This window comes from Cytobacillus solani, from assembly GCF_006704205.1.
GTDB lineage: Bacteria > Bacillota > Bacilli > Bacillales > Cytobacillaceae > Cytobacillus > Cytobacillus solani.
Genome location: NZ_CP041305.1, coordinates 3773004 through 3788749, shown reverse-complemented (window position 1 = coordinate 3788749; position 15746 = coordinate 3773004). Strand labels below are relative to the sequence as shown.

The 15746-nt window shown below is 38.7% G+C and carries 17 protein-coding genes; 2 read left to right on the top strand and 15 right to left on the bottom strand.

Annotation, left to right across the window (positions count from 1 at the left end; all coding sequences use genetic code 11):
• Positions 1 to 5 precede the first annotated feature (5 nt).
• The 7 genes from FI644_RS18985 to FI644_RS18955 all read right to left on the bottom strand — a co-directional run bounded on the left by FI644_RS18985 (position 6) and on the right by FI644_RS18955 (position 5733).
• The gene (locus FI644_RS18985; protein WP_142108719.1) at positions 6 to 551 is read right to left on the bottom strand and encodes a vWA domain-containing protein; all 546 of its coding nucleotides are present in this window, start codon (positions 549 to 551) and stop codon (positions 6 to 8) included.
• Positions 552 to 620: 69 nt separating this feature from the next.
• Positions 621 to 1388 (bottom strand): hypothetical protein, encoded by a 768-nt coding sequence (locus tag FI644_RS18980; protein ID WP_142108718.1) that lies wholly within the window; start codon positions 1386 to 1388, stop codon positions 621 to 623.
• Entirely contained in the window at positions 1375 to 1848 is a 474-nt protein-coding gene (locus tag FI644_RS18975; RefSeq protein WP_082620687.1) for an AAA family ATPase, read from the bottom strand. Before FI644_RS18975 ends, FI644_RS18980 begins: the two co-directional genes overlap by 14 nt.
• Before the next feature lie 11 nt (positions 1849 to 1859).
• Positions 1860 to 2816, bottom strand: coding sequence for a magnesium chelatase ATPase subunit I (locus FI644_RS18970; RefSeq protein ID WP_053476664.1), 957 nt, complete (start codon positions 2814 to 2816; stop codon positions 1860 to 1862).
• A gap of 32 nt (positions 2817 to 2848) precedes the next feature.
• Positions 2849 to 3637, bottom strand: a complete 789-nt coding sequence (locus FI644_RS18965; protein WP_142108717.1) for an ABC transporter ATP-binding protein — start codon at positions 3635 to 3637, stop codon at positions 2849 to 2851.
• A 12-nt stretch (positions 3638 to 3649) separates the two neighbouring features.
• A complete protein-coding gene (locus FI644_RS18960) occupies positions 3650 to 4666 on the bottom strand; it encodes an ABC transporter substrate-binding protein (RefSeq protein WP_053476665.1) in 1017 nt (338 codons plus the stop codon).
• 35 nt (positions 4667 to 4701) lie between these two features.
• The gene (locus tag FI644_RS18955) at positions 4702 to 5733 is read right to left on the bottom strand and encodes a FecCD family ABC transporter permease (protein WP_142108716.1); all 1032 of its coding nucleotides are present in this window, start codon (positions 5731 to 5733) and stop codon (positions 4702 to 4704) included.
• Positions 5734 to 5929: 196 nt separating this feature from the next.
• Here FI644_RS18955 and FI644_RS18950 point away from each other — a divergent pair, with 196 nt between their 5' ends.
• Positions 5930 to 6637: a Crp/Fnr family transcriptional regulator gene (locus tag FI644_RS18950; protein ID WP_056685320.1), complete on the top strand. Its 708-nt coding sequence runs from the start codon at positions 5930 to 5932 to the stop codon at positions 6635 to 6637.
• A gap of 58 nt (positions 6638 to 6695) precedes the next feature.
• Here FI644_RS18950 and FI644_RS18945 read toward each other — a convergent pair whose 3' ends face one another.
• From FI644_RS18945 to rsgA, 8 genes are all read right to left on the bottom strand, one after another.
• Positions 6696 to 8096, bottom strand: a complete 1401-nt coding sequence (locus FI644_RS18945; protein ID WP_075209171.1) for a sigma-54 interaction domain-containing protein — start codon at positions 8094 to 8096, stop codon at positions 6696 to 6698.
• Between the two features lie 12 nt (positions 8097 to 8108).
• The gene (ablB, locus tag FI644_RS18940) at positions 8109 to 8954 is read right to left on the bottom strand and encodes a putative beta-lysine N-acetyltransferase (RefSeq protein ID WP_053476669.1); all 846 of its coding nucleotides are present in this window, start codon (positions 8952 to 8954) and stop codon (positions 8109 to 8111) included.
• Positions 8955 to 9051: 97 nt separating this feature from the next.
• A complete protein-coding gene (locus FI644_RS18935; RefSeq protein WP_142108715.1) occupies positions 9052 to 10317 on the bottom strand; it encodes a peptidase in 1266 nt (421 codons plus the stop codon).
• Positions 10318 to 10352: 35 nt separating this feature from the next.
• Positions 10353 to 10991: a CoA transferase subunit B gene (locus FI644_RS18930; protein WP_053476671.1), complete on the bottom strand. Its 639-nt coding sequence runs from the start codon at positions 10989 to 10991 to the stop codon at positions 10353 to 10355.
• A complete protein-coding gene (locus tag FI644_RS18925) occupies positions 10976 to 11668 on the bottom strand; it encodes a 3-oxoacid CoA-transferase subunit A (protein WP_053476672.1) in 693 nt (230 codons plus the stop codon). Before FI644_RS18925 ends, FI644_RS18930 begins: the two co-directional genes overlap by 16 nt.
• Entirely contained in the window at positions 11668 to 13020 is a 1353-nt protein-coding gene (locus FI644_RS18920; RefSeq protein ID WP_053476673.1) for an aspartate aminotransferase family protein, read from the bottom strand. The genes FI644_RS18925 and FI644_RS18920 overlap by 1 nt, the downstream gene beginning before the upstream one ends.
• A gap of 174 nt (positions 13021 to 13194) precedes the next feature.
• Positions 13195 to 13365, bottom strand: a complete 171-nt coding sequence (locus FI644_RS18915; protein ID WP_142108714.1) for a YjcZ family sporulation protein — start codon at positions 13363 to 13365, stop codon at positions 13195 to 13197.
• Positions 13366 to 13537: 172 nt separating this feature from the next.
• The gene (rsgA, locus tag FI644_RS18910) at positions 13538 to 14617 is read right to left on the bottom strand and encodes a ribosome small subunit-dependent GTPase A (RefSeq protein ID WP_172797714.1); all 1080 of its coding nucleotides are present in this window, start codon (positions 14615 to 14617) and stop codon (positions 13538 to 13540) included.
• A 353-nt stretch (positions 14618 to 14970) separates the two neighbouring features.
• On the opposite strand from rsgA, the gene FI644_RS18905 reads away from it, so the two are divergent.
• Positions 14971 to 15735 (top strand): DUF4397 domain-containing protein, encoded by a 765-nt coding sequence (locus tag FI644_RS18905; RefSeq protein ID WP_053476676.1) that lies wholly within the window; start codon positions 14971 to 14973, stop codon positions 15733 to 15735.
• The last annotated feature ends 11 nt before the right edge of the window (positions 15736 to 15746 follow it).

The following is a 15746-nucleotide window of genomic DNA, read 5'->3' as shown; positions in this document are numbered from 1 at the left end:
CTTTTTCAACTAGAAGTAATTGCTTTCACAATACTGTCTGAACAAATATCTTCCATTTTGCAATACGATGCGCCTAATTCCTTTGCTAATTCTTTCGCAAGTCCCAGTTGGATAAATCCTGTTTCTGTATCAATAACCATGCTTTTTATCTTTTGAGACTGAATCTCATCACATATTGTTATTGCTGCCTTCCATTGATTCTCAGCTGATTTCATTGAATTAGCACGACCATCAGTGATCAAAACTAGAAACGGTGCATAATCAGGATCTTTATAGTTGATCAACCTTATTTTATTCAAGGCCGTTTCAAGCCCTAATGCTAAAGGGGTATTTCCGCCCGTTGGAATTTCGGCTAATTCTTTATTTGCAAGCTCAATACTTCTAGTCGGTTCAAGCAGAACCTTGCTTTCATCATTTGAAAAGGTAATTAACCCAACCTTGTCTCTTTTTTGATACGCCTCTTGCAGTAAAGATAATATCGCCGATTTAACGATGCTCATCCGTTTTTTTACACCCATCGAACCGCTTGCATCGACTAAAAATAAAATCAAATTTCCTGTCCGCTTTTCCCTCACCTTTTGCCGAAGATCTGAAGAATGAATGACAATAAAATTGCCATTCTATTTCCTCACTTTTTGATATCTTGCTGCTACTCTTATTGTGGCATCAAAAGCGATATCGGATGGTTTCCCTTTTGGAAGCTTGCTTTTAATATAGCGGCCAATTTTTTTTGACGTTTTTGTACGTGTCCTTTTTCCATTGCCTTCTTTTCTTATTGAGCTTTTTTGCACAAAAGGCTCGATAAGAGATAAATCAATTATTTCTCGTGGCGCTTCTACACTTTCCTTTATAATGCTTTCTTGTTCAAGTTCCTCATCCTTATTTGTCTGTTCTGCTTTAAACGGTTCCTCTATACTCTCCATCTCTAACTGATCATTCCCTATATCAGATTGAAAAGACTCATCTTTATTTGATTCTTTTTGCTGCTGATTATTCACATCACGCATTCGGTGCGGAAGCACAAATTCGGCTGCCTCCTGTATATGCTTTATAGATAGTGTGTTTTCTTGATTGAGCGCAGCCATTGCCTTAGCGGTTTCAATAAGAAGCAAGTCGGCACGATGCCCTTCACAGCATGCTTGTAATGTAATTTCGGCTGCAAACCTCTCTATTTCTTCTTGCACGGAGAGTTTCGCGAGTAATCTCTTAGCCAGCTGGATGTGGTTTTGCAGATCAGCAAGCTGCCACTGTTGCTGCTTACAAAAGCCTTCTTTATCACGTTCATATGCCAATCTGCTCTCAATAATTTGCTTTCTTAGCTGAATATCTGTTTCTCCCTTAACATGTACATACAAACCAAACCGATCCAAGAATTCAGATGAAAGCACCCCTCTCTGGATTCATCGTTCCAATTAACAAGAAATCAGAATAATAATCAGATGAGATCCCTTCCCTTTCGATCTTAATTTCTTTCGTTTCTTTCACATTCATTAGTATATTTGCCACACCATTAGATAAAAGGTTGACTTCATCTATGTATAAGATTTTCCCATGGGCTCTAGCCAATAACCCGTGCTGGAATTTTCTTTTTCCAGTCTTTAATACATGTTCAAAATTTATTCCTCCGAGAATCTGCTCTTCCGTTGCATTTAGCGGAAGCTCAATTAATGAGGCTGACTCTTCTAGCAACGGCAAGATTCCTCTGACTAAAGTAGATTTAGCAGTCCCTTTATCACCTGCAAGTAATACACCGCCAATTTTTGGGTTTATTAAGGCAAGGAGAATGGCCTTTTTGGCTTTCTCCTGTCCATATATCGCTGTAAAGGGGTACGACCATTTCCCATTCATTTTTGACACCTCTATTGCAGCACTTGACAACTATTAATTACCGATTCAATAATAGCTGTATCAAATGTGCGTTTTTCAAAAGGCTTTCTTTTTAAGCGATGGGGCACAACAAGGGCTGCTGCTCTTGAAATATCCTCAACAATAACCTCTGTTCGATTTTCAAATGCAGCAATGGTGATCGCCGTCTTTATCATCGTTATATCACATCGATGCCCTTCCACTTCATTCATGATTGCTATCTTCACAGCCATTTCAATCAGCTGATCAGGAACAACTACATCTTTAAGTATGTCTCTTGCTGATAAAATCGAATTTCTTAAGTGCTGCTGATCGTCATTAAACCGTTCAATAAATGCATCGGGGTTATCTTCAAATTGTAATCTTCGCTGAATAACCTCCATTCGCTTACTCAGTTCCTTCTCCCCATAAACCTCTACTGATAAAGCAAATCGGTCAAGGAGCTGTGGTCTTAAATCACCCTCTTCTGGATTCATTGTTCCTACCAAAATAAATTTAGCTGGGTGGGAATGTGAAATTCCTTCACGTTCAATCATGTTTACTCCCATAGCCGCGGCATCTAAAAGGACATCAACAATGTGATCCTCAAGAAGATTAACTTCATCGACGTACAAAATCTGGTTATGTGCTTCGGCTAGAATGCCAGGTTCGAATTTCTTTTCACCTGTTTTAATGGCATATTCCACATCGATTGTTCCCACTACCCGATCCTCAGTTGCACTAATTGGCAAATCAATGACTTTTAATGATACAGATGAATACTCTTCTTTCGTTGCCCAGGAAGGAATAATTTCTGCTAGTGCCCTGACCGCGGTAGATTTCGCTGTTCCTTTTTCCCCGCGAATTAACACTCCGCCAAGAAATGGATTAATTACATTTAAGATTAATGCTAGCTTCATATTTTCCTGACCAACAATTTCTGTTAAAGGATACAATTTATGTTGAACCATTTTTATCCTCCTTGTAGTTGCTAAACCACGTACTAGTTTCTAGTTATTAGGCTTTTTGGTGTAAAAAAAGGGGCACCGTCTTCCTCACTTATTTTTGCATCTATTGAAAAAACGGTTCTAAATAGGTTTTGATTAATAACATCCATTGGTTTTCCTGATGTATAAATTTCCCCATTTTTCATGACAACGATGTGATCACTATATTTAGAAGCTTGATTAATATCATGAAGCACCATCATAATCGTCATTTGTAATTCTTTATTTAAATACTTTACTAGCTCCATAATTTCTAGCTGGTGAGCAATATCTAAATAGGTTGTCGGCTCATCGAGCAAAAGAATTTTTGGAGATTGAACGAAAGCCATCGCAATCCAGGCACGCTGCCGCTCACCGCCAGAAAGTCTCTTAAGCGATTGATGCTGTAAATGAGTAAGATTTGTAATAGAAATGGCCCAATTAATCATTTCCTCATCTTTTTGTGATAAATTTTCATACCATTTACGATGTGGGAGCCTGCCGTGTGAAACAAGATCCCTAACGGTTAATTCAAGTTCATAATTCTGAGTTTGGGAAAGCATCGTAATCGTTTTCGCCAATTCACGTGAATGAATGATAGAAACTTTTTTTCCATCAATTGAAACAATGCCTTCGTTTGGATGAATCAAATTCGTCATTATTCGCAGCAATGTTGATTTTCCTGACCCATTCGGACCGATAATGCTCGTAATTTTTTCTGATTGAACGTGTAAAGATAAATTATGTATGGAAAAAGTTGATGACTGCTTATAGCTGACATGCTCTGCTGCTAATGAAATTGGCATCAAAATCCTCCTTTACTTTCCCTGCAAAATCTTCTGAAGTTCTTTGTTTAAGTAATCTAATGATTCAATGACACGCGGCCCTGGATTCGATCCAAATAAGTGATTTGGCAATGATACAAAATGTTCATTCTTAACAGCATACACATTTTTCCATGATGGATTTTTTTCCATTTCCTTCATAAAGCTAACCTTTGCCGCTTCAGCAGAGCCTGGTGTAATTAAGAAAATGGCTTCTGGATCCGCTTCAATGATCCGTTCAATATTTAACTGTGCATATTGAGGGAATTTTTCTAATTTCGGATAATCCTTTGCAATGTTATAGCCGCCAATGGCTTCTAGGAAATTGCCTGACAATGAATTTGGCAATGCCACCATCCAGTTGCCTGGAACACCAAATATGATCATTGAGCGAAGCTGTTCGTCATTTAAATCTTTAAATTCCGCTATTTTCGTATTGATTTCAGTCATTAATTTCGTTGCTTCTTCCTCTTTATCCATCACTGTTCCTAGCATTTCAATGGATTGATTAATTTCATCAATGGATTGTGCACCAGTTAATAAGACATTAATTCCAAGTTGCTTTAATGCAGGAATATCCTTTGCATTTAGTTGTTTATGTGCAATAACTAAATCAGGGCTAAGCTCAGCGACCTTTTCAATATTAATGCTGTTTGTCGAACCGATTTCCGACACATCCTTTGCTTCCTCAACTTGGAGTTCTCCTTCAATAGTTGGCCGGCCAACAACCTCTCCTCCCAAGGCATAAATGGTTTCCATATCCCCTGAACTAAATGCAATGATTCGCTTCGGAGCTTCTTCAAATTTCACTTTATTGTCTGCAAGATCTGTAACAGTAATAGGTGTTGATTGTTCTGCTTTCTCCTCTTTTGAAACCTCCTGATTCTCTTCAGAGACGTGTTCCTCATTTGTCTTTTCCTTTGATGATGCTTCGTTCTTTCCGCATCCAGAAACAGTTAGTAATAAAATTATCAATATTGCGAATGAAATAAAACTTTTTCTATTTAACATCTTCTATATCCCTCATCTTTTCTCCATAGTCTCATTTATCTTTTTCCAATAATGCTTCCTTTTTTTAATAAAAATAAAAAGAATGGTCCGCCTACACTAGCTAATAAAATACCTACAGGCAATTCAATGGGATCAAACCAGCTTCGTGCAGCTGTGTCTGCAAAAACAACGAGCATCCCTCCAAATAATGCGGATATTGGCAGTAGGTAACGATAATCATCGCCAATAAGGATTCGGATGATATGCGGTACAACAAGCCCTACAAAGCCGAGCAAGCCAGCAACACTAACAGCTGCACCCGCAAGAAAAGTACTCAGCAGGATTAATAAGAAGCGGCTTTTTTCAACATGATGACCTAATAGCTTGGCTGTATCGTCTCCAAGCCGTAAAATATTTGCTGTTCTTGCTGCAAATAATGAGAGAATCAATCCGATTGAAGCATAGGGGAATATCATCCAAAAATGTGGCCAGCTTCTTTCGCTTAACCCACCCATTAGCCACGGGAGAACAGCTTGAACTTTATCACTGTAAATAATCATAATTGCAGATGTAATCGCTCCCGATAGTGTATTGATTGCAACCCCCGCTAATATAAGCTTTAATGGTGAAACTCCCCCGTCCCAAGCAAGCAAATATACAAATGCTACTGCAATGAAAGCTCCCAGAAATGCCCCAAAAGGCAATAAGCTTGTATACTGGGGAAAAATAAGCATGGTAATGATAGCAACTAGCCCTGCACCTGAAGAGATTCCGATAATTCCTGGATCTGCAAGGGGATTTCTCATAATTCCTTGCAGCAAGCCTCCAGCAACAGCTAGGCACATACCTACTAGCATCCCCGTTAATATCCTTGGAAGCCGTAAATTCCATACGATTTGGTGTTCTAACGTTTGATTCTTCTCTGTTAATCCAGCCCATATCTCATTAATCGAAAGCTGAACCGATCCTGTTGCCAGTCCGTACAAAATGGAAGCAATGACTAGTAAAAAACAAATAATGTAGAGCATTCTTCTCTTTTGCAGAACATGTTGTCTGTTTGTTTCTACTTGTTCATTTATCTGATTCATAGCATGATCCCTTCATACAATTCCTTAATTTCTTAAAATCTATTAATTTATGTTTTTTTATCATCACCTTTTTAATTGAAAATGATTATCAATATTAGCTAATATGTGTATAATTGTAATTGATAATACTTCTCATTACATGTGATTGCAATCACATACTTTTAATATTTCATCAATTCAAACAGGAGTGATTTTGTTGGCAGCCGCAACAGATATCTTGAATCATTTAAAGACATTTCAAATTTTCAAAGACTTACATAACTATCAGCTCGAAGAAATTTCAATTGATACACAAAGCAAAACGTTCACAAGAAAAACACAATTATTTGCACAATTTGAACCAATAGAACATATTTATTTTTTGTTGGAGGGTCAGGTAAAGCTTTATCGGATGGATCATAGAGGAAATGAACAAATTGTAAATATCGCTTGTGAAGGGGAGATGTTTCCGCATATTGGATTTTTCCGGCCGCAATCTTATCCCGCCTATGCAGAAACGATGAAAACTACAGCTGCTCTAGCCATTTCTTTACAGCCATTTAACCGATTCATTAACAAAAATCCTATTATTTGCGAAAAATTAATCAATATAATGGAGGATAAAATGATTGATTTACAATCGCGATTAGAAGAAAAAATGCTCTATCCACTCTGTGAACAAGTCATATTATTATTAATAAGGCTTCGTGACCAATACGGGCACGAACTTAATAATGAATGGATTTTGATTCAGAATCATTTTTCTAATCGTGAATTAGCAAGCCTAATTGGTTCAACTAGAGAAACGATTAATCGGTATTTAAATGATTTAAGGAAACAAGGTGTAATTAAATTTACAGTTGAAGAAAATATTCTAATACATAAAAAGAAGTTAAGTAGATTGATTGAATTTCATGAGCGATAAGGACAAAAAGGATGAACCCTTTCTTTTTTAATTTCAGAAAAGGCTCACCCTTTTTGTTTTATTCAATTTGCAGTTTCTGAATTTTATATTGTAATGTTTGCCTTGGAATATCGAGGATTTTAGCTGCTTGCTTGATATTTCCGTCCGTTTGCCTCAAGGCATTAGAAATAAGATCCTTTTCTAGCTGCAGCAAATTTGTTCTCAGGGATAAACTTTTTTGATTTGTTTTCCTGGCTGATGACTGAAAATGCTGCTTCAGCATAACCGGAAGATCATTTTCACTCAGAAGCTCTTGTTCACATACATTCATCATATATTCAATCGTATGTTTGAGCTCTCTAACATTCCCAGGCCAGCTGTAAGTATGAAAAAGGGACATTAGTTTCTCACTTGCACCCTTTACACTTTTCTTAAATATCTCGTTAAATAATAGGACAAAATGATTAGTTAAGTAACTTAAATCCTCCTTTCTTTCTCGTAATGGAGGAAGTTTGAAGGTGAGAACATTCAGACGATAGAAAAGATCTGCACGAATTTGCTTTATTTCAAGTGCCTTTTTCGGATGAATATTCATTGCTGCAATAATACGGACATTCACGAAACTACTTTCTGTGCTGCCGATCCTTCTGACATGCCCATCTTCAAGCACCCTAAGCAGCTTGGCCTGCAATTCAATCGGCATCATATGAATCTCATCTAGAAAAAGTGTCCCTCCATCCGCTAATTCAAATAAGCCTGGCCGCTCAACAGCCCCTGTGTAGCTGCCTTTCGATGTACCAAATAATATACTTTCTAATAAGGTCTCTGGTATAGCTGCACAATTTTGTGCAATAAATGGTCCATTCGGCCGTAAAGAGGCATGATGGATTCCTTGAACAAATAGTTCCTTCCCACAGCCGCTTTCCCCAAAAACCATAATCGGAGAATTAGACTTTGCCAGCTTCTTTGCTTCCTTTTTTACTTCTATTAGTTCAGGATTTACTGTTAACAAACTATCAAGTGTATACTGTGTGCCGCTTGGATTTTTCCTTCTCTTCTTTGTTTGTCCATTCATTTTTTTCTGTAAATCCAGTAAACTCTCAGAAAGTTTTTTTATTCTTGAGTAATCTTTGGCAATCTCAACTGCTCCTGCAATTTCTCCTTCTACCCAAATGGGCAGGGTGGTATTTATTGTCTCAATTTGTTCCCCATGAACATTGACATAGCCTTGGGTCTGATTGTAAATCGGTTTACTTGTCCTCATGACCTTTAACAATGTACTTGTTTGTTCAGATAAGGATGGAAATACGGATAATAATGGCCTTCCCAATACTTCTTTTACAGTCATTCCATCATGTTTTGCAGCAATCTCATTATAATAAATAGTTTTCCCATGCAGATCTACAACATGAATTCCTTCATCAATTGCATTTAATATTGCCGAAAGCACCTCACTTGAATTCACTTTCATTTCAGTGATTCCAATCTCCCCCTATCCTTTCGAAAGGTTTTTCACCCATACATTCATATCCTCTAGCTTGTCAAAAATGTAGCAATTATTCATTAATCGACCTCTATAGGAATAACTTAGCTGATGTAGTGCTGCATTCATCCCGAAGGAAAGAGACCTTGCGATTGAATATGCACAATAGATGTCAGCCAACTTTAGCTCTTCTTCTAGCTTTTCTAATAAAATTTTCATTAATCCATGTTTTCTATGTTCAGGTAATGTAGCACAATCGGTTAGTTCTGCATTTTTGTAAAAGGAGTTTACTTCAGCGGAGGCAGCACTCACTATTACTCCATTGGTTTGGAATCCATAATAGATCGTTCCTTCATCAAGCGTTCTTCTAATATATTGCGGATCATTAAGTGGAGTTGGATAGATTTGAAACACTTTTCCATAGAGGGATGCGAGAGCATCGACATCTTCATAACTGCATTTTTTCATTTGGTAATCTGCTGGAGGCATTGTTTGTTTCTGGCCTTCAAGTGCAAGAACCTGTTTGACAATTTGGTCTTCTTGTAGCCACTGATGGTTTGTCCTTCTTTCATTCGTGTAATATTTACAAAAGAAAAATAGATTGGAACCGAGAAAATAGCCCTCAATCACTGCCTCACATTTAAATCCATATTCGACTAACATTACATATTGCTCTTGTCTTCCCTTAATAATTAGTTTTTCTGCTTGAAAAACTTGTATTAATTCTTCAGCTTTTTCAATTGCTTCGACCATGTTTCCCCTTATATCGTCGACACGGAGACGTTTATTAAAAACATCTATATATATTTCTGCCGTGCAGTTTTCTGTCCTTATCCGATGGGTATCAGCAACCATTCATTCTCACTCCCTTTTTCACAAAATACCCGGCTGAATATGGCCGGGCTTTATTATTCAAATATTGTCATGCTAGTCAGCTTATTACTAATATAAACTAGGAATCTATTTCACACCAATCTAGAATAGCTAAGGCAATGATTTCGGCTGCTGCAAACACATCATTAATTGAAATATATTCATTTGCATCATGTGCAACCTCTGTCACACCAGGTCCGAATACGACAACTGGGGTATCGCCAACCCGTGATAGTATCCCGCCATCTGTTCCCCATGGCGATGCTTCAATGATGGGGCTTGAATCTTTTACTTTTTCAAAGCTATTCGTTATTGTTTCCATCAGCGGATGATTTGCATCTAGATTTCCAGGCAGCCATCTTCCTCCAAACCATTCGACTGTCGGTAGATTCTTACTTAGCCATTCATCTGTTTGTGTTAGTTCTAGCAGGCAGTTTTCCAATTCTTTTTCAACAGCCTTCATTTCCTCGTTCGGTGCAACACCGATCCTTCCTTCAATAATTGCTAGATCAGGAACCGATGAAGGCCATTCCCCGCTATAAATTTTTCCTATGTTAATGGGAACCGGAATTGGCGTGTTTTGATACAGAGTTTCGGTGATCTTCTCATTTCGCTTCTCTTCCAGCTCTTGCAGCTTCGTTATCACGAGCATCGCTTTTTCAATGGCATTGATTCCTTCGTAACGAGTCCCGCCATGTGCTGAGCGCCCTTTCACTGTGATTCGAAACCACATCGAGCCTTGCTGCTTTGGAAAGAGCTTCATATTAGTCGGCTCTGGGATAATCGCTCCATCCGCTGTATAGCCTCTTAATACGGCTGCTAAGGTCCCTGCACCTCCGCTCTCTTCCTCTATGACACTTTGAAAAATAATATCACCTTTTAATTGAATCCCGGATTGAATGATCGCTTCCATTGCAAGAATAAGAGATACGGTCCCACCCTTCATATCTGTTGAGCCTCTGCCATATAATTTCCCGTCTTCCAATAAGCCGCTAAAAGGATCACACTGCCAATCTTTCCGATCTCCTTCAGGAACAACATCGATATGCCCATTTAATAGAATGGAACGTCCTCCGCCAGTTCCCTTTAATATTCCGACAACATTTGGATTTCCCGTAAAATCCGTTCGATCCGAACAAAAAACAGGATGCTTTAGCAGCACATCCTCCCCAATTTCCCAAATATCTAATGAAAGGCCAAGCTTTCGGCATTTTTCTATGATAATTGCCTGTGCTTTGCTTTCATTTCCTCTTGTACTTCCTTCTTGTACAAGCCGCTGAAGAAAGCGTATTCCTTTTGGACGATTTTCACCGAGCCACTCTTTTATTTTCTTTTCTGCCTGCATGACAACACTCCCTTTTTCATCCTATGGAAACGTGCTTACCAATGAAAATCACAGCCTGTATTTGTTTTAATTTCTTCAAATGAATATGGTGGGAAAATTTCTTTTAAGTGTAAGCCATTATTCGTAACCTCAAATACACCCATTTCCGTAATGATTAAATCCACACATCTCGCTGATGTTAGAGGGAGAGAGCATTCTTTCACAATTTTTGGCTTCCCCTGCTTATCGACATGATTCATTAACACAATAACTTTTTTGGCTTTTTGAGCAAGCTCCATGGCACCACCCATTCCCGGCACTTTTTTTCCTGGAACGATCCAATTGGCAAGGTCACCATTTTCACTAACTTCTAAAGAACCAAGGATCGTCATGTCTACTCTTCCTCTCCGGATCATCCCAAAGGAAATTGCACTATCACAATAAGAAGCTCCCGATACTACTGTTACAGGAAAACCGCCTGCATTGCATAGATTTTCATCCTCTTCTCCCTTTTTCGGGCTCGGCCCCATCCCCGTGATTCCATTTTCCGCATGAAACATGACATTGATATCATCCGGTAAATGATTGGGTACAAGAGATGGAATGCCAATCCCTAAATTCACAACCATTCCGTTTTTTATTTCCTCAGCTGCTCTTTTAGCGATCCGATTTCTAACATCTATTCCCAAGCCCATGTCCAATTCACCCCTTTTGAAGGAACTATATAATCAACAAACACACCTGGGGTTGTAATCTCATCAGGTTTCAAGTTTCCTAGCGAAACAATTTCCTCTACCTCGGCAATGGTGATATTCCCAGCCATTGCAACTAAAGGATTCGTATTTCGCGCACTTTTGTCATAAATTAAGTTTCCATACGGGTCCGCTTTTTTTGCAAAAATAATAGAGACGTCACCCGTTAAAGCGGTTTCAACTAAGTATTCCTTTCCTTCCACTAACATTCTTTGTTTTCCGCCTGCAACCATTTCATTGTCCATCCCGATATCTGATAGAATCGCCCCCAATCCTACTCCACCGGCACGAATTCTTTCGGCTAAAATTCCTTGTGGTGAAAATTCAACTTCCAGCTTGCCATCGGTCATTAACTGCCCTGCGACAGGGTTTGAACCGATGTGTGAGGCAATAATTTTTACCGCTCTTCCTTCACTTACAATTTTGCCGATCCCGATGTGAGGGAATCCTGTATCATTTCCAATTAGCGTTAATTCTTTTACTCCTTTTTCAAGGAGGCCATCAATGATCGTTGGTGGTGATCCAATTCCCCCGAATCCGCCAAAAATAATAGTCATTCCATCATGAAAGTTCTCCATTGCTTGTTCAATTGTGATGATTTTATTAAAGGCGTTTTCCATTAAGCATCATCCTCTTTAATTAAATTGTTTGCTGTGAATAGTTGGAATGTTTCATGTAGACGCTTCACTAATTCATCTATTTCCGGAATCGTTATCGTTAGAGGAGGAGCAATTAAGATAGCATCTCCGTTCACCCCATCTATCCCTGCTCCTGCCGGATATAGGATTAATCCGCATTTTTCCGCTTGCCCAATGAGCTTTTGTGTGAAAAGAAATGAGCGTGGAAATGGAGTTTTATTAGCTTGATTTTCCACAAATTCCAGACCAATCATCAGTCCTTTTCCACGAATATCTCCTATGAATGGAAACATCTTCTGAAGCACCTTTAGTCTTTGAAATATATATGTGCTTTTCTCATCGATCTCTTTCATAATTTCGTTTTTATCCAAATATTCCAAGACTGCCAGGGAAACAGCGCAGCTTTGCGGATTTGCACTTAATGTATGCCCGCTCATAACAACTTTTGATCCTTGTAGAATGGGCTCCATAATTCGGTCACTAACTAATGCAGCAGCAATCGGTGCGTACCCAGCACCCATTCCTTTTCCAAGTGCGACGATATCTGGTTCAATGTCCCAGTGCTCACATGCCAGCATCGGACCAGTCCGACCGAACCCTGTCATCACTTCATCAGCGATGAAAAGAATGTTGTTTTTATCGCATATCTCTTTGATCACCTTATAGTAATCTTTCGGAGGCGTGATTGCTCCGCCCGAAGCACCAATAATTGGTTCCGCAATAAATGCCGCGATTTGTTCTGCACCTATCCGTTTAATGACGGTATCAAGCTCCTGTGCACAAACATATCCGCATTCTGGTGCCTCACGATTATAAGGGCATCTGTAGCAATATGGTGGATGAATGACAGGGAAGTCTTCAAGAAGCGGGATGAATCTAGCTCTTCTGCCAGTATGCCCAGACATGGAGAGAGCTCCAAGTGTGATGCCGTGATAACTCATCCAGCGCGAAAGAACCTTGTTTTTTGTGTATATTCCCTTTTCCTGCCAATATTGGATTGCGATTTTCATTGCCGTCTCTGTAGCTTCTGAACCGCTATTCACAAAAAAACTCCAATTTAAATCACCAATTGACAATTCAGCAATCTTTTTTGCGAGATTCTCTGCAGCTTCACTTGTAAACTGTGAACGGTAGACAAAGGAAACCCGCTTCGCTTGTTCATGCATGGCCTCAATAATTTCCTCTACACCATGACCAATGTTCGCTGTAATCGCACCCGATGACGCATCCAAATATTCCTTTCCAGTTTTGTCGTACAAGTAGACTCCCTTTCCATAGTCAATGACGGGATAAAGCGTTTCGAGCATTGGCTTAATTAAATTCGTTTGCGTCATAAGCTCCCTCCATCCAATTTGAAGCACTGCTAGGCTTTAAATTTCAACTAATTAAGTATATGAAAGGATTGTCTGATTCTTTCTTAGAGAATATGAAATTCTATTATTCTACTTCTTTTTAATAAAAATATAAAAAGCTGCCTCCCATAAGGAGACAGCAACTAAGTTTTTTATTTACCAAGCACCGTAGCAGCTGGCACCAATGATAATTAGCAGAATAAACAATACAACGATCAATGCAAAGCCACCTGAGAATCCGCAACAATTTCCTGTATTAGCTCCGGCTACCGGATAACCGTAACCTGAAAAGCATGGATCAAAACCGCAATCATGTCCATATTGCATCTTCATTCACTCCTCATAAGTTTTAGGGCATTTTCTATATTAAGTTATGTTGTAGGTGCTTGACCTGTACGGGTATTTGCCCATTTAAAATGGAAAAGTGCAATTACCTGTTCACAGACCCAAATTAATATAAAAATAACCTCTTCATCACGAAGAGGCATTGTGTTCGAACTCAAACTTTTTTATATTTTTGCTTCAGACCGGTACTGATGCTTTTCCAGCGTTTTTTCTCTTCAGACTGTGCCCGCTTATCTTGCTTTCTTTCAAGATAAGCTAGTTCTTTTTGAAGTTTTTTATAACTAGTTAAGCGATTTTGATCCAACGAGCCATTTTCAATTGCTTGAATGACCGCACAGCCTGGTTCATTCACATGTGTGCAATCACGAAATTTACATTCGTCTGCCATGTTCTCAATATCTGTAAAGCTTTCAGCCAGACCATTCTCACTATCCCATAACTGTAGCTCTCTCATACCCGGCGTATCAATCAATACAGTTCCCTGTGGAAGCAGAATCAATTCCCGATGGGTGGTTGTATGTCTGCCCTTATCATCCCCTTCACGAATCGTTTGTACTTTTTGTTTATCATCGCCTAAAAGGTAGTTCGTTAAAGTAGACTTTCCTACACCAGACGACCCAAGGAGTGCGACCGTTTTTCCCGGTAATAAATAGGGCTGTAACCCAGCAAGGCCACTCTCTTCAACCACACTGACAGATACGACAGGAACGCCCATCGAAATCGATTCAACTTCAGCAAGCTTTTCTTCTAGATCCTTGCATAAATCTGCTTTTGTTAAGACAATTACAGGATTTGCCCCACTCTCCCAAGAAAGCAGTAAATACCTTTCTATGCGTCTTAGGTTTAAATCATCATTCAGTGAATTAACTAAAAAGATAGTATCAACATTCGCGGCAACTATTTGCTCTTCTGTATTTGTTCCTGCTGCCTTTCTTGAAAACTTACTTTTTCTAGGTAAAACTGCATGAATCGTTCCGCGATTCTCTCCAGCTCGCGTTTTCAAAACAACCCAATCTCCAACTGCCGGAAAATCATCCCTTGATTCTGCTAAAAAGGAGAATTTACCTGATACTTCACATAAAAGCTCTTCCTCTTCTGTCCAAACCCGATACATTCTTTTATGTTCAAGAGCTACCCGTCCAACAGCATAGCCCGCATCTTGATATTGTTCAAATTCTTTTTCAAAATAATCGTTAAAACCAAATGTTTGTAAATTCAATGTTTGTTCCTCCATGCTATTTAAATTAAGTACAACAAAAAAACCATAGGCAGCACAGCCCATGGTTTAATAAGCATAGAAAGACATACGAAATTCTACAACTATCAAACAGAATGGATTTGGGCTGTGCAAGTGTCAACAACAATTAATGTACGAACAATTAATAAGTTTTCCATTACACTTCACCCGCCTTCCGTTGATATAAATTTATTATATGGAATTTTCAGCCATAAGTAAAGCTGAAATTTTGTCATTTCGTAAAAATTTCATAAAACTATATTTTTACTTTGAAGTCCTAACTCGTGACACCAACCTAGTTCGATTTGCATATGTTACTAAAGTATACGATCTAGATAGGAGCGAGGAGTATGTCTCTAAATAGAAATCAGGATAGTCACTTTCAAAAAGCGGGACAATACGATTTATTAGCCAATTATTATAAATATATAGACCCAGCTAAGCATATTGCTTATTATCAGAAGCATTTAAAATATATGACATTAGCTGCTCATTCCTTGCGCACGCAAATGAACCCACCTCAAAGCGGGACGGCATTCCCTGCAAAGATTCGGTTCGTTCATGCCTCCAATGATGCATCAAATGTTGATATTTATGTAAATGGTTTAAGGGTATTAAATGACTTTCCATTTAAAGAAGCAAGTACCTACTTATCTCTTCCTGCAGGAAAATACCAAGTCGATATTTATCCTGCAGGAAATATGGTATCAACCGTATTAAGCAGAAAGATTATTGTGGGACAAGGAAAAAACTACTCTTTTCTATTCAGCGGGACCGGGAAAAATTTAAAATGGCTTGCATTGGAAGACGAGCATCACGTGCCATACGGGGAAACAAAAGTAAGGTTCATTCATCTAGCACATGATGCACCTGCATTCGATATAGCAGTAAAAAACAGAGATGTGATTTTTTCTAATATTGCCTACCGAAAATTCACAAGCTATCTCGGACTTTCACCAATGACCGTTGATCTTGAGACACGAATTGCAGGGTCCAAAAATGTGGTATTATCCATCCCACACGTTCGTTTAGAACCGAATAAAGTATATTCAATCTTGTTAATAGGTTCAGTTACTGACGGACCTGATCTTGAAGCCATAATGCTTGAAGGATAAAAAAGGCATGA